The sequence below is a fragment of the Acinetobacter sp. 102 genome (genome assembly GCF_037028485.1).
In the GTDB taxonomy this organism is placed as follows: Bacteria; Pseudomonadota; Gammaproteobacteria; order Pseudomonadales; family Moraxellaceae; genus Acinetobacter; species Acinetobacter higginsii.
Window position 1 is genome coordinate 86,934 of sequence record NZ_JAZEZK010000005.1, and the last position, 22,931, is coordinate 109,864.

The 22,931-nt window shown below is 39.2% G+C and carries 20 protein-coding genes; 12 read left to right on the forward strand and 8 right to left on the reverse strand.

The annotated features are described in order from the left end of the window. The first annotated feature begins 288 nt into the window (after positions 1–288). The 3 genes from WA352_RS06460 (at position 289) to zigA (ending at position 2,913) form a co-directional block, all read left to right on the forward strand. Positions 289–702: a hypothetical protein gene (locus WA352_RS06460; RefSeq protein WP_033132809.1), complete on the forward strand. Its 414-nt coding sequence runs from the start codon at positions 289–291 to the stop codon at positions 700–702. 122 nt (positions 703–824) lie between these two features. After that, positions 825–1,580 carry a D-Ala-D-Ala carboxypeptidase family metallohydrolase gene (locus tag WA352_RS06465; RefSeq protein ID WP_033132808.1) on the forward strand — a complete coding sequence of 252 codons (756 nt, stop codon included), beginning with the start codon at positions 825–827 and terminating at the stop codon, positions 1,578–1,580. Between the two features lie 106 nt (positions 1,581–1,686). Next, a complete protein-coding gene (zigA, locus tag WA352_RS06470; RefSeq protein WP_033132807.1) occupies positions 1,687–2,913 on the forward strand; it encodes a zinc metallochaperone GTPase ZigA in 1,227 nt (408 codons plus the stop codon). Positions 2,914–2,984: 71 nt separating this feature from the next. On the opposite strand, the gene WA352_RS06475 is transcribed toward zigA, so the two are convergent. The 5 genes from WA352_RS06475 to WA352_RS06495 form a co-directional block, all read right to left on the reverse strand. After that, positions 2,985–3,830 carry a siderophore-interacting protein gene (locus WA352_RS06475; RefSeq protein ID WP_033132899.1) on the reverse strand — a complete coding sequence of 282 codons (846 nt, stop codon included), beginning with the start codon at positions 3,828–3,830 and terminating at the stop codon, positions 2,985–2,987. A 140-nt stretch (positions 3,831–3,970) separates the two neighbouring features. After that, on the reverse strand, positions 3,971–5,482 hold the full coding sequence (locus tag WA352_RS06480; protein WP_033132806.1) for a hypothetical protein: 1,512 nt from the start codon (positions 5,480–5,482) through the stop codon (positions 3,971–3,973). Between the two features lie 348 nt (positions 5,483–5,830). Further along, positions 5,831–6,436, reverse strand: coding sequence for a hypothetical protein (locus WA352_RS06485; RefSeq protein ID WP_033132805.1), 606 nt, complete (start codon positions 6,434–6,436; stop codon positions 5,831–5,833). A 112-nt stretch (positions 6,437–6,548) separates the two neighbouring features. After that, on the reverse strand, positions 6,549–7,400 hold the full coding sequence (gene yghU / locus WA352_RS06490; protein ID WP_005313896.1) for a glutathione-dependent disulfide-bond oxidoreductase: 852 nt from the start codon (positions 7,398–7,400) through the stop codon (positions 6,549–6,551). 115 nt (positions 7,401–7,515) lie between these two features. Beyond that, entirely contained in the window at positions 7,516–8,433 is a 918-nt protein-coding gene (locus tag WA352_RS06495) for a LysR family transcriptional regulator (protein ID WP_081406935.1), read from the reverse strand. Positions 8,434–8,543: 110 nt separating this feature from the next. Here WA352_RS06495 and WA352_RS06500 point away from each other — a divergent pair, with 110 nt between their 5' ends. Further along, a complete protein-coding gene (locus WA352_RS06500; protein ID WP_005203674.1) occupies positions 8,544–8,975 on the forward strand; it encodes a CidA/LrgA family protein in 432 nt (143 codons plus the stop codon). 10 nt (positions 8,976–8,985) lie between these two features. After that, positions 8,986–9,669, forward strand: coding sequence for an LrgB family protein (locus WA352_RS06505; RefSeq protein WP_033132803.1), 684 nt, complete (start codon positions 8,986–8,988; stop codon positions 9,667–9,669). An 83-nt stretch (positions 9,670–9,752) separates the two neighbouring features. Here the strand turns inward: WA352_RS06505 and WA352_RS06510 are convergent, their stop codons facing one another. Next, positions 9,753–11,981 (reverse strand): TonB-dependent receptor, encoded by a 2,229-nt coding sequence (locus WA352_RS06510; RefSeq protein WP_033132802.1) that lies wholly within the window; start codon positions 11,979–11,981, stop codon positions 9,753–9,755. Between the two features lie 256 nt (positions 11,982–12,237). Between WA352_RS06510 and WA352_RS06515 the strand changes: the two genes are divergently transcribed. The 6 genes from WA352_RS06515 (at position 12,238) to WA352_RS06540 (ending at position 20,331) form a co-directional block, all read left to right on the forward strand. After that, positions 12,238–14,409: a TonB-dependent siderophore receptor gene (locus WA352_RS06515; protein ID WP_033132801.1), complete on the forward strand. Its 2,172-nt coding sequence runs from the start codon at positions 12,238–12,240 to the stop codon at positions 14,407–14,409. A gap of 271 nt (positions 14,410–14,680) precedes the next feature. Beyond that, the gene (locus WA352_RS06520) at positions 14,681–15,367 is read left to right on the forward strand and encodes a hydrolase (RefSeq protein ID WP_005188475.1); all 687 of its coding nucleotides are present in this window, start codon (positions 14,681–14,683) and stop codon (positions 15,365–15,367) included. Between the two features lie 78 nt (positions 15,368–15,445). Beyond that, a complete protein-coding gene (locus tag WA352_RS06525) occupies positions 15,446–17,320 on the forward strand; it encodes an amidohydrolase (protein ID WP_033132800.1) in 1,875 nt (624 codons plus the stop codon). Positions 17,321–17,376: 56 nt separating this feature from the next. After that, positions 17,377–17,541, forward strand: coding sequence for a DUF1427 family protein (locus tag WA352_RS06530; RefSeq protein ID WP_081406934.1), 165 nt, complete (start codon positions 17,377–17,379; stop codon positions 17,539–17,541). 40 nt (positions 17,542–17,581) lie between these two features. After that, positions 17,582–18,292, forward strand: a complete 711-nt coding sequence (locus WA352_RS06535; RefSeq protein ID WP_005203661.1) for a YoaK family protein — start codon at positions 17,582–17,584, stop codon at positions 18,290–18,292. Positions 18,293–18,357: 65 nt separating this feature from the next. After that, positions 18,358–20,331, forward strand: coding sequence for an esterase/lipase family protein (locus WA352_RS06540; RefSeq protein WP_033132799.1), 1,974 nt, complete (start codon positions 18,358–18,360; stop codon positions 20,329–20,331). Between the two features lie 48 nt (positions 20,332–20,379). Here WA352_RS06540 and WA352_RS06545 read toward each other — a convergent pair whose 3' ends face one another. Both WA352_RS06545 and WA352_RS06550 read right to left on the reverse strand, forming a co-directional pair. After that, complete coding sequence (locus WA352_RS06545; RefSeq protein WP_033132798.1) at positions 20,380–20,805, reverse strand: SgcJ/EcaC family oxidoreductase; 426 nt, start codon at positions 20,803–20,805, stop codon at positions 20,380–20,382. Positions 20,806–20,815: 10 nt separating this feature from the next. Continuing rightward, positions 20,816–21,451: a TetR/AcrR family transcriptional regulator gene (locus tag WA352_RS06550; RefSeq protein WP_004807064.1), complete on the reverse strand. Its 636-nt coding sequence runs from the start codon at positions 21,449–21,451 to the stop codon at positions 20,816–20,818. A 100-nt stretch (positions 21,452–21,551) separates the two neighbouring features. Between WA352_RS06550 and WA352_RS06555 the strand changes: the two genes are divergently transcribed. Then, positions 21,552–22,925 (forward strand): flavin monoamine oxidase family protein, encoded by a 1,374-nt coding sequence (locus WA352_RS06555; RefSeq protein WP_033132797.1) that lies wholly within the window; start codon positions 21,552–21,554, stop codon positions 22,923–22,925. Positions 22,926–22,931: the final 6 nt, after the last annotated feature.

A 22,931-nucleotide genomic window follows, 5' to 3' on the forward strand; every position in this document is an offset into this window, starting at 1 on the left:
CCGATTGATCTCTTTATGGAAACCATTGGAGAAATACTATAACAAAGAAATCTTTTTTTTAAAGAGGATACTTAATTATTTTTAATGAATAATGATAACTTTTTTACATGAATAATTATTAAATTTCATCACTATAGTCGTATTTTTGTGCATTTTACCGTTAAATTTTGCTTAATAATTTTAAGGATTTTTTTATTTTTAGGCCTCAAATGTTTAGTTATAGCGGTTATTTATTAGTAAATCAAAAATAGCTAACATGTTATCAATTTAAAAATATAGATGATGAGAATGAAAAAAGGCTTAAAGCTAGATCATGATGCGCTTTTTATGCGGTTATTCTTCAAATCTTCGCCTGAAGTTACAGATGAAGAGGTGGAATATTACCGTGAATATCCTGATCAAATTGATGAAATAACAGCTCCAATCAATATCCATAAATTTTTTCTCTGGGCTGGTGCACTTTTAGGCATTGTGATTGTTGCGATTGCAAAATTTCTTAAATATTCAGGTGTATTAAGCTTTTTATCAGAGGGCATATTTGAATTTGTCATTGATATCATTTATGAAAGTGGGATCGCACTCATTGGTGCTGCGGTAACCGCTTATATGCTTGGTGTCGTGTTGAATAAGCAACAAGATAATGCTGCAAAGTGGCGTGAAGAAATTCGTCGAAGAATAAAAGGAGATCAGGCTCAGCTCTAAGCATCTAAGAGTTATTTGTTTAATGCTTGAGCTTGCACCATTAATTGTTATGTTATAACATAACAATTAATGGTGGTGAAATTGCCATCTGTACTTTGATTACTGGGTGGTGGTGTATCGACATGAGGAATATTTATCTTTTAGGTTTTATTTTTTGTGTTTCAGCATGTCAATACAATACCCAAAACCCTAAACAAACGGTTCATCCTATTATTAAAAGTTCATCTTTTACGAATAATATCAATAGTATTTCCAATTTTTCACAACAAAATATGGCTCCATCTTCATATTTAAAATGGTCAGGCCAAATTGAACATCAGCAACAGATAAAGGCCTATAAAACTTTTTTAAAAAATAAGGGGCTAGTTTTTTATATTCCTGACTATGAATTTCTACAGACTGCTAAGGATTGGCAAAAGTGCCATGCCAATGAATATGAAGTTCCTCATCAAGAACTTTGGAACAACATTATTCCAACACTGAATATTTTGAATCAGTTGGTTGAGCAGCAAGTGATTCAAAATTTCACAGTGACCTCCGTTTATCGAAATAATTTGTTAAATCAGTGTGCTGGTGGAGCTGGAAGTTCAAAACATGTTTTTAATGCAGCTTTAGATTTCCGCATTGGCGATCAGAACCCAGATGCTAAACAGCAAATATTTATCCAAGAAACAAAACTGAAACTTTGCCAATTTTGGTTAGATCACGGTGAAGCGCTGAATATGGGATTGGGTGTCTATGAATCAGGACAAATTCATATTGATGCTGCTGGTCATCGTACATGGGGTGTGGATCATCGTTATACATCATCACCGTGTATGAAAGATTTTTCTAATTCTGTTCTCTCACATCTCAACACGATGGGTAAAACCGAATGAAAGCAAAACATGCCAATTCTCAATCCTAATCATTAAAGAATATTAGGTCTAAATCTTCCGTGCTTTTAAGTATGGATTCTAAAAAACTTAAACAGTGAGAACGCCAATGAATCATTCTTTAGCCACTCCATCAAAACTTCCTGTAACGGTATTATCAGGTTTTTTGGGTGCAGGAAAAACGACGCTACTGAATCATATTTTAAACAATCGAGAAGGCAGGAAAGTTGCTGTAATTGTTAATGATATGTCTGAAATTAATATTGATGCTGCTTTAGTTCGAGAAGGTGGAGCAGAGCTATCACGCACAGATGAGAAATTGGTTGAGATGAGTAATGGCTGTATTTGCTGTACTTTGAGAGAAGATCTATTACTTGAGGTACGCCGTTTAGCCGAGGATCAACGTTTTGACCAATTGGTGATCGAGTCAACAGGTATTTCTGAGCCTTTACCTGTTGCTGAAACTTTTACTTTTGAAGATGAAAATGGTATCTCATTAAATGAATTTGCCCGACTAGATACAATGGTGACCGTGGTTGATGCTTATAATTTTCTAAAAGACTATAGTTCGCTAGACAGTTTACAATCTCGAGGAGAATCATTAGGTGAAGAAGATCAACGGAATGTCGTCGATCTCTTAATTGATCAAATTGAATTTTGTGATGTAATCGTATTGAATAAAGTCGATTTAGTCGACGAACAAGAAAAAGCCAGATTATTTGGAATTCTCCATTCACTTAACCCAAGAGCAAAAATCGAAACATCAGAATTCGGACAGGTTGATCTTAAGTCTGTATTGAATACGAACTTATTTGATTTTCACCAAGCAGCTCAAGCACCAGGATGGCTAAAAGAGCTTAGAGGAGAACATCAACCAGAAACTGAAGAGTATGGTATAAGCAGCTTTGTCTATAGTGCTCGACGACCATTTCATCCGCAACGCTTCTTTGATTTTGTCCAATCTGAATGGTCAGGAGTAATTCGTTCAAAGGGCTTTTTCTGGTTAGCGTCTCACCCTGAGTTTGCAGGTTCTTGGTCTCAAGCCGGCGCTATGGCGAGACACGGGGTTGCAGGTTATTGGTGGGCAGCTGTACCAGATGAACATTGGCCAGAAGATCAACAGAGTCGCGAAGCTATAGAAAAGAAATGGGATGATCTAACAGGAGATGCCAGACAAGAAATTGTTTTGATTGGAATGGAAATGAATCAGTCTGAACTGATTCAAAGTTTCAATGCTTGCTTATTAAATGATGAAGAAATGGCACTAGGGGCAAATGCGTGGAAAAGCTTTGACAATCCCTTTCTAGAATGGGATGAAATGACTCAAAACAACTAAATTTAGTACTGATAAGTATCGATAAAAAAACAAGAGAGTTTTAAAACTCTCTTGTTAAATCTCTAACGTTTTTATACAGGCATATCTAAATCATCAAATGTTTCTAGTGTTTTTCCTGCTTCCAAATGCTTTTGATAATATTCCAACCGAACTTCATCTAAAATCGTACTTGAAAGACCAACATTCCAATAACCTGTCACTTGTACATCTTTTTTAGGCAGTGACTTTTCCTCTAAAAAGAATTTGCGAATTGCTCTGGCTTCATTCCGTTCGCATGCAGCCCAAACAACTAGGTTATTTGTTTCTTTAAATTGGTAAGCAGCTTTTAGCAACAGCCCCATTTTTCCTGCTTGATCTTGGCGTTCTCTTTGCAGTAAATGTATTTGGACATTTTCTTTATTTGGGAGGTATTCGCAAATATTGGCGTCATGACTTTCAATAAAAATATCTGCAGTTATATTGTTTTGCCAATGTTGCAAGATTGAATAAAGCGCAGGAAGGGCGGTGTCATCAGCAAACATCACGATATGCTTTTCTGCTTCAAAATCTGGAACAAAATGTGGTCTTGGTCCAATCAGCTGCGTTTTTGTTCCTACCTTGGCTTGATGTATCCATTGCATTGCAGGACTCTCATCTTCATGTTCAATCAGATCAATTTCTACTTCGTGGTGATCACGATTAAATGAGCGAATAGTATAAACACGGGTTAAATTTTCAGAAACTTCGATACGGACAGCTAAATTTGGCTTATCCCACATATCTGGTTGATTTGTATTAATTTTAGCATGAACTCTTAAAATGCTTGGGAATGGCCTTGAAATTGCAGTAATTGTCATCTCGGTCTGTTCGAGATTTCTCATATGATCGTTTTGTTTGAGTATATTGTTATCGTTTGAAACCACTTTTTGCTTAGTCATTGTCAATTTACCAATCATAATTAAGTGAAATTTCATTAATTATGCATGGTAATGATAATTATTTGCAATAACTTTAGCATAAAATAAGAGCGAGAGAATGCATTCGACATTTTCTCGCTCAGCTTAAAATAACTTTTTTGTTAGAACTTTCCTCTTATCCAACCATATGCAGCTGCAAAGGGTAAAGCCGTTCGCGCCAAGTAAGGTACATGCCACAAGCCACCATGATTGGCATTTTCCATAATCAAATCTAAAGGATGATTTAACTGTTTGGTTGGATTGGTCGCACTTTCTGGATTATTTAAATCATGTACCCAAAGCGCTGCCATGATGGCATTGGTCGTCTCTGGACTGAATGTTTCTACTTTAAATAAATCTGCACCAGCAAAGGCAGCTTTGAGAATTGGATTTTTAACCACGGAGTGTGTTGTCGTAGAGGGTGCAATATTGATGACCGTTTTTTGGCCACGTGCACGGCTGCGTATTGCAAACCATTGTTGTAGGCGTTTAGCAAGGGCGTAGTTCGGCCCTTGTTCAATGACCATACAATCGGAGATACCGTACTGTTGACCATTATCAGATTGGATTAACTGCTTTGCATTTGGTTTAAAGAAGTTAGTCAAGGAAATATTGTGAATAGATCGAGTGAGTAACTTTTCTATCATTGGACGCTGTTGAGTTTTTTCTTGTATGGAGTTCACTACAGCTTTTGGAATCGCATAAATATCAGTTGGCGTCAGCATAAACATGATACTGCTGTCCGCTTTTTGTTTGCTCACTTGCTCCATAATGCTAATCATGGCGATTGAAACACGGACATGTTTTTCACCATCTAAATATGCAATACCTGCAAGGTCTAAGGTTTCTGCAAAGGTATTCAGCCAATTCGCAATTTCTGGAGTTTGGGTTAATAGGTTGGCACCGAGCTGTTTCTCTTTATTGGCTAAGCTGATCTGTGGAGCGATCAATGTCGCGTTACCTTGCTCAACTGTTTGAGTAATTTTTTCCCATATTTGAGGATTTGGTAAATCAATCGCAATAATATTGGCACGCCATTTTGCCAACCAACTGAGAGGACCCGCTTCAGAAGCTGCACCGAACAACACCATAGTCCGTGAAGATAGATCAAACCATTCAGGGTGAGCTTGGAGTAGGCGTAGTGCTTTTGCATGGCTAGGTTCGATAACTTTTTGATTTTCCCAGCGATCTATTTGTTCGAGTAATGCTTGTCCCTGTAATTTTTCTCCATTGAAAGGAATATACCAAGGTTCAATCGCAGAATTACCTACGCCCTTTAAAACATAGTTATCAAAAGGTTGGTCTTTAATATCAGACATTGCTTGTTCTAACGTCGATTGTTGACCAGCTCTATTAAATGTGAAGAGATTTTTAGCTGCATCTAGACCATTTTGGGCAATAAGTAATGGATAATGTACCGAGCTAATTCCTGTTTTTACAAGTTCTTGAAAGTAAGCTGGATATTTTTTTCTCCAATTTTTTTCTGCTTTAAGTTGTGATGCAAGTGGAGAATCAACGCTACTCAATGCGGCATATAGAATTTTCTTTGCTGTATTTGTCGTACTGGGAGCCTGTTTGCCGGATTGAATTGGAAATTGTATCCCATCATTTTTAGACTGTAATATATTACTCAACTCACTGCTCCCATCTATTGAATCCAGAAATCCTAGGTCAGGATGTCTCTATGCTTTTCCCATTCTATCTTTCAGAATAAAGCCAAATCCTGAAATACAAAATAGCGAAAATAGCGCAATTGATTGACTTTTTTGAATAGAGAAAATGTCGCAATAAATTTATTGATTGGTTGAAAAATCTTTTTTATACAATTTGTTATGATGAAATATGTGCTTTTATATTGATTACATTGATAGGTAAAATATTACTTTATACATACTTAAGTTGCTTTAATGAATAAGCTATTGCAGTCAGATGAGCATTTTAAATCAAGGGCTAATAGTCACCATATGCAGAATAATCGGCGCTCATTTCAAAGAGGATGAGGCTGATACAGCCATTGTATTGGCACAATTATTTTTCGCATACTCAACAAATTCCTCTAATCTCATTGTCTCAGCTTTCACTTTACAGCGATATATTACCCCATACATTGGATGTTTTTGCTCATTGGTCATATAGTAATTTTTAACATGAACAAAAGAATAATAATGGAACAGGGTAGAGTTTTCATCGCCGTCATAGACATATTGCGTACCTGTAAAATGGATATGCAAAGCTTTGGTTTGGTTCATTAATTCATCTAAACTATCCATAACTTCATGAGTACAGATATCGAATGCTTTTGTTTCTTTTTTATCAAGATTTTTTAAGTAATCACCAGCGCATTGTCTGATATACGCTTCATAAATCATTCCGTTTTCTTTCTTAACCGAAAAATATTGATAGCTTTTATTGGCAAGTGTCTTTATTTGGTTCTTTTCAATAAATTCTTTTCCATTGATCGTAATTAATGATTCTTGTAAATCTTTATCTAACAAAAGCGATAAGTTTTTTGCTAAACAAATTGATGAACTAAGACCCATACACATCAATAAGGGGAGGATTCGAAAAGACAATTGATACAGGTTCATGTGTACACCATACAAGATATTACTTAATTTTTAGTAAGCTATTTCTTTCATTGAGTTTCATCTAAATTTTTTATGCTAGCGAACTAGCATAAAAATTAGGCTTAAATCTTACTTATTGAAGTTTGTCTTGCGTATGGGTATCAAAGTCACTTGCATCATGGCGTTCATGCAGTTGGGTTTCCAAATCCCCAAAAGTACGGTTAACCATTCGCCCTCGTTGCACGGCGGGCCGCGCTAGAATCGCATCTGCCCAGCGCTGTACATGTTTATATTGATCCACAGCTAGAAATTCATCTGCATTGTAGACCCAACCTTTCACCAGACTACCGTACCAAGGAAAAGCTGCAATATCCGCAATGGTATATTCTGTACCAGCCAAGTACTCATGTTGTGCTAAATGTTGATCTAAAACATCCAATAAGCGCTTGGTTTCCATAGCAAAGCGATTAATGGCATATTCAATTTTCACAGGTGCATAAGCATAAAAATGTCCTAAACCACCACCAAGGTAGGGTGCACTTCCCATTTGCCAAAATAACCAATTTAGGCATTCAGTCCGTGCAGCGATATCAGTTGGAATAAAGGCTTTAAATTTTTCGGCTAGGTAAAGCAAAATTGAACCTGATTCAAAAATACGTAATGGTGGATTTTGGCTATGATCAACTAATGCTGGGATTTTAGAGTTAGGGTTAATTTCAACGAAGCCACTGCTGAATTGTTGGCCTTCTCCAATTTTAATCAACCATGCATCATATTCGGCATCTTGATATCCCAAGGCTAATAGTTCCTCAAGCAGGATCGTCACTTTCTGGCCATTTGGCGTTGCCAATGAATACAATTGAAGCGGATGTTTACCAATAGGTAATATATGTTCATAGCGGCTGCCAGACGTGGGTTGATTTAAATCAGATTTTTCTCCAGTCCATTGCCAAACTTGCGGGGGGATATAGTTTGAATCACTCATTGTTATTTGCCATATGATCAACAGATCATTCTAGTCTAGGCGAGCTGACCCAAGATTGGGTAGCTTTTTTGTGGCAAAGCTTTATCCATTTTTCTGAGAATGTTATTCCTCTTTTTCACTGCTCTAACTTGGGCCTAATTTTTTGAAAATGTTGATGAATCACACTGAGCCATGCTTGTACTGCAGGAGAGACAGGAAGGTTTTTTTTCCATGCCATGGCCAAATGCCATTGAATGTTGGGCTTTTCCAGCGGGATTGCTGCGAATAATTGGGGATCAAGCATATCGGTATAATATTGTGGCAGTAGGGCAATACCCATACGTTGTAGTACCATATCAGCCAATAAATTCCATTGACTGGTACGGCAAGCAATCGTTGGATAAAAGCCGTGCTGTTGGCAGGCATCAAGAATGATGCTGTTGAGCGAAAAATTTTCAGGAAACATCAGAAAGGATTGTTGTTGCAGTTCTTCCAAATGTATTTTCTTGCGGGTTGCCCAAGTTGCATCTCGTCGCAATAGCACCATCAGTGGGTAATCACACAGTTCAATACTGTTGAAAATTTGATGGTCAAAGGGCTGTAATAACACACCGACATCGAGTTCATTATTCAACAAGGCTTGCTCGATCCCTCGAGAACCCACTTCAAGAAAAGCAAGTTCGATATCTGGCCATTGCTGATGATAATCAAACAGGGCGGTGGTGAGTAGTTGCGAACCGAGTGGAGGCACACCGAGTTTTAAGGTGCCTGTTTTTAATTGTTGATAATTTTCGATTTCCAGAAAGATATTTTGTTCGGCTTGCAATAATCCTACTGCATGTTGATAAACACGCTGTCCTATTTCAGTCAGTTCAACTTGTCTTTTTCGACCATATTCAGGTTTTACAAATAATGCGACCTGAAGCTGTTCTTCCAGCTGTTGCAGCATTTTACTGATGGTCGGCTGTGTCAAGGAAAGCTCTTCAGCAGTACGAGTAAAGCTTTTACTGTTTACCAAACTGACAAAGCATTGTAATGATTTTAGTGAAAGCATAACAAACCTAAAATTATTCCATTTAGGCATAATTTTAACATGAATAATTCATATTATATCGATGTACAGTGGATAAGATCATCCTGTTGTTCACCATCTGATGTCGTTAAATGAGTACCGAAGCTGTTTCTAGATCTCTCCCACAAAATTCGCTCTTGGCCTTAGTGAAACAAATTTTGATTCTTACTGGATTCTGGTTGGCAGGTTATGTCTTAAACCAGAAACTCGGTATCCCAATTTCAGCAGGCATATTGGGGATGTTTCTATTGCTTTTCTGCCTGTTTTTTAAAGTCATTAAGATGGATCAAGTGGCAATGGGCGCTACCTTTGTCTTAGGGGAGCTATTACTGTTTTTTGTACCTGTGGTGGTCGCTGTCGTGCAATATAAAAGCCTGTTTATGACCGAAGGCTGGCAAATTGTATCGAGTATTGCCATTGGTACTATTTTGGTCATGTTAAGCACCTGTTTAACCATCCATTATTACAACCGCTTAAAAAGCTACCTACAGACACGTAAACGTTTTCAGCATAAGCACATCTAAGGTCATCAATATGAATATTTGGTCAATTGTTTGCTTGATCTGGACGCTGCTTGCATACATCGTGGCAAAGCGTATCTATCAAAAGCATCCTCAACTATGGTTATCTCCTGCGATTAGTGTGCCCGTACTCACGATTCTGTTGATGGCGATCTTTGGAATTTCATATCAAACCTATGCACAAGATACGCAGTGGATCGTAAATTTACTTGGGCCAGCAACTGTTGCTTTCGCCGTACCAATTTACCGTTATCGGGACACGATTCGTAAAAACTTGGGGGTCTTATCGATTGCGATTGTGGTGGGGATGAGTGTGGGTGTGATGTCTGCCTATGAGATGGCAAAGTTATTTCACTTTAATCCTGAAGTAACCAATAGTCTGATGGCACGCTCTATCTCAACACCTTTTGCCATGATTTTGGCAGAGGATATTCATGGTTCAGCCGCTTTGGTTTCTTTATTTACAGTGATTACAGGCTTGGTTGGGATGATTTGTGGCGATGCCATTTTAGCCATTACCAAAATCCGTTCTAATGTGGCAAATGGTGCAGCATTTGGTAATGCAGCACATGGTTTTGGTACGGTAAGAGCACAGCAACGTAATAGTGAAGAAGGTGTGATCGCAAGTTTAACCATGGTGATTGCGGGTATTTTGATGGTTTTGGTTGGGCCATTTGCGATTCATTTATGGATTTGATACAGCCAATTAATGAAGTATTAAAGCTGAAGAAATTCAAAAAGGTAAAGATAGCCGCTTTTGAGCGGCTATCACTTTTTAAATTACCACTTATGGCTATAAGACACTTTAAGTGTTATGCCGTTCGCTAATAAGTGACTGGTATTATTACTATTTCTCATCAGTTGACTATAGAGCGGGTAATACTGATTATTAAATATATTTTCTAAGCCAATAGTCATTGTGTCCTTTTTATTTAGTGCGAAGCTGCTGAGTAAGTCTGCAGTTGTATATGACTTCACATCATAACGACCAAAACTATTCACACCATTTAAGCGGTAATCTTCTGCACCGAAATAAGTGGCTTGTAGACGGTTGGTCCAGGTATCGGTCGGACTATAAGAAATATAGCCTGTGACTTTTAGCGGTGGGATACGATAGCCTGTCATATCTTGCTCGGTATTACTATTCTGCGGTGTTTCACGACCTTTCATCCAAGTGATACTACCACCAGTTCCCCATACTTTAGCATCGTCAAGATAGTCAAGCGTTGCTTCAACACCCGTCACTTTTTCTTTGGTTCTGGCCAACACTAAACCATTGTTAAAAGACTGAACCCCGCCTAGATCTGATTTGGAATGGAACACCGCTAAACTAGAACTAAAATTCTTAAAATGACCATTCCAACCAAGTTCATAATTATCCACTTTTACTGGCTCTAAAAATGAAGAAGCTAAGTTAAAGCCCATGTTAGCATTTCGAATGACAATACCAACATCAGGTAATTGGAAACCTTGGTTAAAGGAGGCGTAAATCGAGTGTTCATCGTTTGGTGCAAAGCTGACATTCGCGTTGTACAGCCAAGCATCTGCTTTAACTTTTCCACCTTGCACCGTATATGGATTGGCTTTGCCAAGTTGGGACAATGGAATAAAGCTGTCAATTTTGGCATAGCTGTCTTCATAGCGTGTACCTACTTCCGCTGACCATTGGTCACTGAAACGGTGCTTTAATTGCGCAAATCCACCGATACTTTGAGTGGTGAGTTCTGGTAAATAAATCAGTTTTCCATTTTTGACAAATTCCAGACCACCAGACTGATCATAAATTTTAGGGTCAAAAGTATCTAATGGCATTTCACTTTTTTCACGGCTAAAGTCACCGCCCCAAACAATTGAGGTGTCACCTAAGAACTCAAGTGGTGTATTGACCGTTAAACGGCTACCCAGCACATTATTTTCTTGGTATACCTGATCCACTTGTCCACCGCGTGTTGCCACTTTACGGGCATCAAATGGAGCAAAACGAGTAAAGAAATCTCGGTAATAGACTTGAGCATCTACTTTGTTGCCAAAAAAATCTTTATTGGAATAGGTCAAATTGTAGATTTGATTTTCGTTCTTATTCTGGTCGTTTAGTTTAAGTCCCTTGATTGCTTTAGCAGGAACGCTTCCCGCAGGGAGTTGGGCTACGCTCGGATCAGATGCATAGTCTGAGTCTTGTTCAGCATTATAATAATTTGCAGCAAACTGAAGATATTGATTGTCATCGATGTGGTAACCAAGCTTGGTACCGATGCTATAGGCATCTGCATCAAATAGATCCCCTTGGCTTGGTTCAGGCGCAACACGTCTTCCACGTGCATCGTATGGACTGCCAATACGTTGATAACCAAAGTCTAGTGCATAATCGAAGTTATTTAGGCTGCCTGAAAAATATTGATGGATGTCACCACTCAAGGCATCGGAGCGAAGATTAGTTAAGCCACTTTGCAGTCCAATCACTGTTTTTGCTGTAGGTTCACCACCTGCAGCTTTTGTGGTAATGGAAATTGTACCTCCAGCTGCACCGCTACCATATATGGCATTACTGCCACGGATGACTTCTATACTGCTAATACTTTCAGGATCAATTGCAGAAAGGCCTCTGGAGGTATCTCGGGTTAAATTCATGGGTACACCATCGACTAAGATCAGTGCATTACGACCACGTAAAGTTTGCCCATAATCGGTAATGGTACGACTTGAATCAGATAAACCTGGGACTATTTTTGCTAGTACGGTGGCAATATTTCCTGAAGAGGAATTTTTCAGAAGTTCAATTTGTTTTTCATCTAATTTGGTGACTTGCTTTGCCGAGGAGGAGAGTTCATCTGCACGTGAAGCTGTAATGGTAATGGTTGGCAGTACTTCTGAGGCTTTCTCAGAATTCGCAGTTTCTGTAGGTGAGGCAGCAAAAGATGAGTTGGATAAAAAGATAAATCCACCTATTGATAAAAGTGGAATGAGGTGTTTGACTTCATTTTTTCGGTTGAACAGTTTATCTTTTATCATCTTATTTCCTTTGATCTTAGCCTGAAATTACTTTTAAATTGACGTGGTTGTAATTGAGAATCATTCTACATTAAAAATATGAAAGCTTATACTAAACTCAAGCAACACTTATCTCTTTCATTGATTTTGTATCGAAAAAATTTATAAAAAATTGAGATATGTTGCATAACATGCTTGTTCAATTTGGGAAAATTGTGAATACTCAAGCCCGTAAAATTCATGCTGTAAGATTATCTTTTGGGGTTAGACAACGACTGTGAAAACGTATCCATTTTCTCGTTTACAAAAAGCATTATTGGCGGTTGGTTCTTTTTCATGTTTTGGGCTAAGTTCCATATCAGCCTATGCTGAAACTGAAGGTGATACACCGCGATTAGCACCCATTACAGTAAAAGCCCAAACAGCAGGGGCTTCTTATTATCAACCGACTGTTAATTTATCGGGTTTTACGCAACAACAGCTTGCTGAAATTCCAGCATCAATCAGTACAGTAACTGCGGCACGGATTGCAGATCAACATGCTAAAACATTAACGGACATTATCAAGAATGATGCAGCGGCAGGTGATGGCTATGCACCAATTGGTTATTACCCAAATATTGTCATGCGTGGTTTTGCCTTAAATTTGGGCTCTAGTTATTTACTGAATGGTAACTTGCTGCGCGGTGAGCAAAATGTTGCACTTGAGAATAAAGAACAGGTTGAAATTTTAAAAGGTATTAGTGCCATTCAAAGTGGAATGTCAACGCCTGCTGGTGTGGTTAACTATGTGACCAAACGTCCCAAAGAGATTCGTTCTATCACCGTGGAAACAGACAGTCATGGCGGTAATCGTGTAGCCGCAGACTTAGGTGGTTTGCTTGGTGTAGATCAGCAATTTGGCTATCGAGTCAATCTTGCCAAAGAAGAAATTCATCCCTATGTCGAGCATGTTAATGGACAACGTTGGTTTGGTTCCGTTGCTTTGGACTGGAAAATTTCAGATCGTTCAAAACTCGAATTTGATCTCGAGTCACAACGTCAACGCCAGCGATCAGTTCCGGGTTACCAATTACTTGATGGAAAAACAGTACCTACAGATGTTGAGTGGGATCGTTTATTGGGACATCAAAGCTGGGGTAAACCAGTCATTAACGAAAGCATAAATACTGGTTTAAAGTATAGCTACCAAGTAAATGATGACTGGACAGCAAATCTTTCAGCGTCACAAAGTCGAGTAGTGGTTGATGATTATTCGGCATTTGCTTGGGGGTGTTATAGTGAAATATGCCAAACAACGGGTCTAGGAAATAGCTTTGATCAAAATGGTAACTATGATATTTATGAGTTTCGCAGCCCTGATGACAGCTATCTAACCAATCAATTTAAAGCTGGATTAAACGGTAAGTTCGATACAGGGTCATGGCAACACAAACTCAACTTAGAGTTATCACAAAGCTATAAGCGCCATGCACAATATGATGCGATTAATGAGTTAGTGGGTACGGGAAATATCTATACTGATCCTATTCAATATACACCGAGTGATAAGAAGCTAGGCCAACATTACAAATCATTAAACAGTCAGCAAACAGCCTTGAATGTATTAGATCAGATTGATTTTAATAGTAATTGGTCTGTTTTGGCAGGTGGAAAGCTTTTGCATTTAAATGAAGATGCTTATGATGCAGAAGGCAACAAAATCAGAGACACTAATTTTAATCGCTTTTTGCCGCAGTTTGCAGTGATGTATCAGCCTTGGCAACGTACTCATGTATATGCTTCCTATGCCAAAGGTCTGAGTGATGGTGGACAAGCGCCATGGTATGCCAACAATGCATTTGCCACATTGGCACCAAAACATTCAACTCAGTATGAATTAGGTGTTAAGCAGCAGTGGCAAGATTTACTCTTTACAGCAGCCTTATTTAATTTAAAACAGGACAATCAGTATACCGATACAACGAGTAACTATGTTGCCGAAGGTAAACAACACAATCTTGGTTTGGAGTTCGGTGCACAAGGACGCTTAAGTCAAAATTTAGATATCACTTCTACTTTGGCTTTGACACGTTCACGTTTAAAAGATATTCAATCGGCTGAATATCAAGGGCATCAAACTCAAAACATACCTGCTGTGCGTTTTGCCAGTTATCTATCTTATCAACTACCACAAGTGGAAGGCTTACGCTTATTGGCTGGTATGCAATATAGCAGCAGTAAATATGCAGAGAAAACAGGTACTGTAAAAGTGTCAGGCTATACAGTGTTTAATGCAGGTACAGCTTATAACTTCCGTGCTTATGGTTATGACAATAACTTTAGATTAAATGTAGATAACCTATTTAATCAAAAATACTGGCGAGATGCAGGGAGTTTCTTCGGGGATGATTACTTATTCCTTGGCGCACCTCGCACGGCACAGTTGTCATGGAGTGTAAATTTCTAACTTATTATAAAAATATAGACATTCTCTTTATCTATTAAAGATAAACCGAATATTTTGAAAAGACCAGTTAAGCTATTAGCTGGTCTTTTTCTTTAATGCTATACAGAAATAATCTTTATCAGTGTTTCAATAAGTATCAAATATCACGGAAATTCAATATTTTTGTTTTATAAATAGAACAATTCGTCTTAATAATACTGCTGTGTTCTTTTTCTTAATTTGCAATATTAATCCTGTGTTCAGAAAACATCGATAAACAAGGAAATTCAATATGAGCCATTCAAATTTAGAACTATTGACTGCACAAAACTGCCAAATTATTTTTATCGACCATCAGCCGCAAATGGCATTCGGCGTACAGTCGATTGATCGTCAAGTACTAAAAAACAATACAGTCGGTTTAGCAAAAGCTGCTAAAGTTTTTAATATTCCAAGCATCATTACGACCGTTGAAACAGAAAGCTTTTCAGGTCATACCTATCCCGAACTGTTAGATGTATTTCCTCAAGCACCATTATTAGAACGTACTTCAATGAACTCTTGGGATGATCAGAAAGTGCGTGATGCCTTAGCAAATAATAAACGCAAAAAAGTAATTGTTTCAGGCTTATGGACAGAGGTATGTAATAACTCATTTGCTTTAAGTGCGATGCTAGAAGGCGGTTATGAAATTTATATGGTTGCAGATGCTTCGGGTGGTACCAGCAAAGAAGCACATGACTATGCAATGCAACGAATGATCCAAGCGGGTGTCATTCCAGTGACATGGCAACAAGTTTTACTTGAATGGCAACGTGATTGGGCAAAACGTGATACTTATAATGCAGTGATGGATATTGTTCGGGAACATTCAGGTGCCTATGGGATGGGTGTCGACTATGCATATACCATGGTACATAAAGCAGCAGAACGTACCACTTCACCACACGAAGTATTGGCGCCGATTGCAGCGAAATAATTAAAAATGGAGGAGGCATGATATGCCTCCACTACCTAAAACTGAAAATAATAAGGCTAGGCTCGGAGGGAATGACTGATGTCAGACGTTCAATTGATTTTAAGAAATGCCAAAATAACCACCCTTGATGAACAGATTTCAGAGGCGCAAGCAATTGCAATTGCTGATGGAAAAGTTGTAAAAACGGGCAGTGATGATGACATCATGCGCTTATCAAACAGTACAACCAAAGTGATTGATTTAAATGGTCGCCGAGTCATTCCTGGTTTAAATGATAGCCACTTGCATATTATTAGAGGTGGTCTGAACTATAATATGGAGTTGCGTTGGGAAGGTGTTCCTTCACTTTCAGATGCATTAAGACTGTTAAAAGAGCAAGCAGAGAATACACCAGCACCACAATGGGTTAGAGTCGTGGGCGGGTGGACTGAGTTTCAGTTTGTGGAAAAAAGAATGCCCACTTTGGACGAGCTAAATCAAGCCGCGCCAGATACCCCCGTATTTGTCTTACATCTTTATGCCAGCGCGATGTTGAATCGTGCTGCACTTGAGGTACTGGGCTTTAATAAAGATACACCAGACCCACCAGGTGGAAAGATTGAGAGAAATGAGAGGGGTGAGCCGACAGGACTACTTCTCGCGACACCATCCGCAATGATTCTCTATTCTACTTTAGGAAAGGCACCAAAACTGCCGCTTGAAGATCAGGTCAATTCTACACGTCATTTTATGCGTGAACTAAATCGTTTAGGCATTACCTCCGCAATTGATGCGGGAGGTGGTGGCCAAAATTATCCTGATGATTATGAGGTGATTCAGTCTCTGCATAATAATGATCAAATGACAGTTCGGATTGCTTATAACCTATTTGCGCAAAAAGCAGGAGAAGAACTTGATGATTATAAAAAATGGACGGAGATGACATTCCCTGGTGATGGCGATGAATTACTGAAGGTAAACGGCGCAGGGGAAAACCTGACATGGTCAGCAGGAGACTTTGAAAATTTCTATGAACCACGACCAGATTTACCAGAAAAGATGGAAGCTGAACTAGAAAGCATTGTTGAGTTGTTGGCTGAAAAGAAATGGCCATTCCGCATTCACGCCACCTATGATGAAAGTATTAATCGTTTATTGAATGTCTTCGAACGCGTCAACGGTAGACAGCCTTTTGCGACGCGTTTCATTATCGACCATGCTGAAACGGTTTCAGATCGAAATATTGAGCGGATTGGTGCTTTGGGTGGGGGTATTGCGATTCAACATCGCATGGCCTATCAAGGGGAAATCTTTGTTCAGCGTTATGGTTTGGATGCAGCAAAATCGACTCCGCCTGTGAAAAGAATGCTGGAATTAGGCGTACCCGTTGGTGCGGGTACCGATGCGACACGTGTTGCTTCATATAACCCATGGGTCTGCTTAAGTTGGTTAAGTACAGGCAAAACAGTCGGTGGTTTACCACTTTATGATGAACAAAATCTATTAGACAGAAAAACAGCGTTAAAGCTTTGGACCAAAGGCTCTGCATGGTTCTCTGGAGAACATCAGCACAAAGGTGCATTAAGTTCAGGTGAGCTTGCTGACCTGATAGTGCTTTCAGATGACTACTTTAATATAGAAGATGATGAAATTCAGTGGATTGAGTCTGTTATGACAGTGATGAATGGCAAAATTGTCTATGCAGGCGCAGAGTTTAAGGATCAAGATCCATCGATTCCACCAGCATCACCAGATTGGTCACCAGTCAAACGTTTTGGTGGGCAATGGCGACGGTCAGAAAATCGCAATGCACCTTCGTTATCACCGTTACAAAGTAGCTCGGCAGCGTGTGCGTGTTCTAGTAGCTGTGGTATGCATGGGCATAGCCATGCATGGATGTTGGATGTGCCCATTAATGACAAAGACAAAAAGTCTTTTTGTGGTGCATTGGGCTGCTCTTGTTTTGCTTTTTAACTTGGATCCGCAGATAGATTTCACTTTATTTTAAGTGAAATCTAGGGAAAAGCATGATGAAAATGTATTTGATCTCTTTAACTGCTGGGCTTTTGGTCGGTGTCATATATTACTTGTTGAATGTTAAATCACCAGCACCACCGTTAGTGGCATTGTGTGGCCTGTTAGGAATGGTCATCGGTGAACAATTACTTCCTGCGCTAAGAAATTTGATCAGTTGAAATTTAGCCGAATATAGGCTTGTTTTTTAGGAATTAGAAGATGGATGAGAATATAAAAAAACAGCCCTTGAGCTTATGGGACAGTTGTCGAGATCCAGTATTACTCACTGTCGTTGGCGGTGCAATTGATACCATAGGTTTTATTGCACTGTTCGGCTTTTTCACTGCACATGTGACAGGAAACTTGGTACTGGCTGGTGCCGCATGGGTGAGTGGTGGGTCGGGTATCTGGATTAAACTTGCTGCGATCCCATTGTTCATTGTGACAGTGGCGATCACCAAATATTGTATCGATCGTAGTGCTCAAAAGAGTAAGACGCTGAGTTACCTATTTCTTGGTGAAGCCATTTTTTTAACGGGCTTTATGCTGTCTGGGCTTTATTTCGAGCCGTTCAACAATGCAAATAGTCTTACAGTCGCACTTACAGGTGGTTTGGGTTTAATTGCCTTGGCAATTCGAAACACATCAAGTAAAACGCTAATTAAACACATTAGTCCAAGTACAATGATGACAGGAAATACCACCCAGTTAGGGATCGATATTTCAAATTATATGAGACAGACCAGTCCTGAAAATAAACGGAAATTGTTGCAAAGTTTAAGCATTGTTGTTGGTTTTATTGTCGGTGCGTTTTTGGGGGCGATTCTTTATGTTTACCTCGATTTTTGGAGTGTCGCTTTCTTTATCATTCCTGTGCTTTATTTGGCTTATCTTGCAGCTCATCATCGTTTTGTTCAACCTGAAACATAAACGGACAGAGTTAGATATATATTCAGTGCTTTGTTGTTGAATCGTGATGAATGAGGTTGTATCGCATGGTAATCAATAGAAAAACGCTAATAAAGGGCATTGTTTTGTTTTGTCTCTTTTACAGCTTATCTGCCTGTCAGCTCGTCAAACTTCAACAACGAAGTTTGAGTGCATCCTTGACCGATAAAACTCAAAGTATCTTAACAAGACCTCAATTAAGTGATGCTTCACAAAATACCTTGCTTCTTGCTGGTATTCCAGCCAATGAATGTATCAATCAGCCCGATAGATGTGTACAGACTTTAGAAAAAAAACTAACTGATAATAATGAACAGCGTTATGCTGCAGCCAGTGAAGTGTATTTGGCTCAGGCTTTACGGTTAAGTGAAGAAAAAAGATGTCATGTATCCTTGTTGGAAAGACAGCATTCAACGAAACAAAATCAATGTTTAGATCAAGTACTGACTTTACTTGATCAAAGTATCCGTTTTAGCTATGCCTATTTATTCGAAACGCAACATACACCTCAACAACGTATTTTTGATCAGAGGCAAACGCAGGTTCGGCTTTTTTATAACGTGGCACTTTCACGATTAATCACGACGGCTTATTTACGCTATCAATTCAGTCAGTTTCCAAAACAATTGCTCATTAATCAGCATCGTTATTCTTTCAATTTCGATGATTATCCAGAATTAGCAACGACAGATATTCAATTACTGCAGTCGAGCTACAATATGCGTTTTTCTGGATTTTACAGTGTCAATCGTCGAGATGGCTTTGGTTCTGAATTTGTGTTGGTTGCAAAGAATAAGCAGCCATTCAACTCAGATTATGTTTATGATCCAGAAACCTTTTATGCTGCTCAGGAAAATCCATATATTCATACAGCAAGATATTTATCTGTTACTGCTGTAGCACAACCATTGAAACAGACCCAAGTTGAAGATTTACTTCAAGATGCTGCATTAGAAATCAAGCTGATTGATCCTTTTCGCCATGATGAGGTTCAGGTCGCAGGTGGGAATTATTTATTAACAGCCAATTATTCAGCACCATATGGTCTTTGGTTAGCTGAAAATAATTTAGGTGGTACAGGCTACAAAAGCTTGATTGATCGTAAAGAACAGTTAAGCATGCCACATTTATTCATGTTGGAGCCGTATCAACCGAATAAAAAAATTATTATCTTCGTCCATGGCTTAGCAAGCAGTCCCGAAGCGTGGATTACTCTGACGAATGATATTTTAGGGGATGATAATTTACGTAAGCAATATCAGGTTTGGCAGGTTTTCTACTCTACCAACATGCCGATTTTAGAAAGCCGTGCCCAGATTTATGCTTTGTTGAAACAGGCATTTTCAATGCATGATCCTAAAGATGCCGCAATGTCTGACGCTGTTCTGATTGGACATAGTATGGGTGGTATTATTAGTCGTCTGATCATGGGGCAGGGTGATATCCGTCAGCAAGCTGTTGAAGCCATCAATAATGATAAAGCACATGATTTTATTTTCTCACCTGCCGTCAGTAAGCGCTTTATCTTCCGTCCAATTGATCAAATTAACCGTGTGATTTTTATTGCAACACCGCATAAAGGTACTGCCTATGCAGATCGCTGGTTTACACTCGCGTTACGCAAAGTTATTCATTTACCCAGCAAGTTTTTAACTGCAGCCGAGGTTGCGGTCAAAGAAAAGAAGATTGATTTACATCAGATGAAAAATAATCTTTCCTCAGGCATCATTGAAAATGGACCAAGTGATTTAAGCTATCAGTCCAAATTTATGAAAATGAGTCAGGATGTTCAACCAATAAAGGGTTTAGCGTACCATTCAATCATTGGTAATATCACTCAAAGCCAAGACCCCAAAAAAATGACAGATGGGATTGTGCCATATACCAGCTCACATTTAGAGGGGGCATTATCTGAAAAAATTATCCAAGGTGGACATTCGATTCAGGAAAAACCAGAAGCGATTTTGGAGTTAAGACGAATTTTAAAATTACATGCGAAACAGCATCCTTTGCCACAATGATGATTTAGAGTCCAACAATTTGATGATGGGAACTGTAGTCTCTAAATTTTAGTTATCTCTTAAGATTGCTTCCCCTGTGCGCGGATTGGTGAGGGTCACATTTTCTAAAGCACGAATCAACCAAGATCTGTTCTGTTTGCATAGGACAGCAAGAATTAAAGTATCTACCTGATGTACACCAGCAGGGTGAGCTAGACCTGCTGTTAATCTGCTCCAAAAATGGATAATCACCACTTCATCGGTAATTGGACTCAACTCTATGATTTCATTCTGAAGCGTCGAATCTCGATAGATGGTTTCATGAATAGGACGATGTAAGGCAACAATTTCTTTTATACCTTTTACATAGTGCCCAAAGCGATTTACAAAACTTGCATCCTCACAAAATAGCGAGGCAAAGCCAGCTATATCATGCTCATTCCACGCAGTTTGGAATAAATATGGGATCTGTTCTGGGACAGTTGCTTTAGCCATGATCTTTTCCTTAGCTCAATCCCTTGATCAACGCACTGATCGTCATTTCTTTTAAAGTATTCGGATTTCCCCAAGGATATTCTGGAATACCAATTAGACTTAAGGTAATCCCTAACATACTACAGAGTAAAACGTTCTTGATTTCGTTCGCATCACCTGCACGTATTTCACCACGGGCTTGTGCTTCCTTAATCGCACGCGTGTAAATTTCTAATTGCGGAACTGCTTGTGAAGCATCGACAAAATAATGTTCCTCAGCATTTTGTGGATGATCTTCAATGAGGAAAATTGCTCTGCAATCATTTGGTCGATTTAACCAAAAATCAACTTGAGCAGTACACAGCTTTTCGAGTCGTTCTGATTCAGGACTGTTGTTGTAGCATTCTTCCAGCTCAAGCATTAAATCTAAAAAAATCACTTCCCAAATATGGTGCAGTAACTGTCTTTTACTCGGAAATAAGGTGTAGAGCGTTGCAGGTAAACAGTCTGCTTGGGCTGCAATTTTACGCATAGATACACCTTCGTATCCATGTGCTGCAAATAGGTCTCTGGCCGCCTGAATAATTACATTTCGATTGGCTTCGATTTGTTCCTGACTGCGCGGAGGACGTCCACGGCGGGGGGCTTTTGTTTGATTATTTTCCATAGCTATTGATTTTAGTGAACACGTTCCATAAAATCAAATTTAATTTTAATGAACGCGTTCATTAAAATATGGATGATAATTTTAATAGCAGGAAATAATGATGGATACTCAAACAACTGAAAAAACCTGGGATGTAATCGTGGTCGGTGCTGGTTTGGCAGGTTTAAAAGCAGCACTGGAATTGAAGAAAGCGGGTAAAGATGTATTGCTTTTAGAAGCGCGTGATCGTGTCGGTGGGCGCTCAAAAGCAGGTGAAATCTATGGAGAAACCATTGATCTAGGTGGGCAGTGGGTTGGTCCGCAACAAAAACTGTTATTGGCACAGGCACAAGAACTGGGTGTCAAAACCTATCCTCAATTTATCAAAGGTGCGAGCTTGGTTAGTCGTAATGGTTTAGTTAAATCATATCGCTCCAATATCCCCAAGCTCCCAATTGCTTCACTGCTTGAAATTGCGCTACTTGAGCGCCGTTGGAATAAAGAAGCTCAAACATTGCCGAATGGAGAACCTTGGTTAGCAGCACAAGCGAAGCAATTGGATGCTGAGTCGGTTGAAAGTTGGCTGTTAAAGCATGTGCGTACAGACGGTGCGCGAGACTTTATGCGAACCATCGTAGGGGCACTCTTCTGTTGTAACACCTCTCAATTGTCCTATCTGTTTTTCCTTGAATATTTTAGACAAGGGCATGGACTTGAAGTTCTCATCTCAACTGAAGGTGGGGCACAGCAAGATAAATTCATCGGTGGCGCATGGCAAATTTCCAAGCTGATTGCAGATCAATTACAAGAGCATTTAATCTTAAATTCACCCGTTTTAGCTGTTGAGCAGCATGCAGATCATGTCAGAGTTGTGTGTAAAACCCAAAGCTATAAGGCAAAAAATATCATCATTGCCACACCGCCTGTACTTGCATCCAAAATTCATTACACACCACCGCTACCTACAAAGCGTGAACGCTTATTACAAAGTATGACCATGGGTGCTGTGATCAAAGTCCATTTGGCCTATAGCAACGCTTTTTGGAAGCAACAAAACTTAAATGGTGCTGTGGTTGCGACAGATCGAGCTGTCAGCGTTGTGTTTGATCAATCTCCAGAAGGGGCAAATCATGGTGTTTTACTAGGCTTGATCGAAGGTGATTATGCAATCGAGTTAAGTTCGCTGGATGTTGAAGCACGTCGTCAACGGGTCATTGCAGATTTTGTTTATTACTTTGGTCAACAAGCAGCACATCCTTTGGAGTATATAGAACAAGACTGGCTCACCGAAGAGTGGTCTCAAGGGGGATATGTTGCACATATGCCACCAGGGGTGATGACCACTTATGGCGATTGTATCAGACAGCCTGTCGATCGAATTCATTGGGCGGGTACAGAAACAGCAACCGAATGGAGTGGCTATCTAGATGGTGCTTTACAGTCAGGTATACGCGCTGCCAAAGAAATTATTCACAAACAGACCTTAAGTCTGTGATTATTC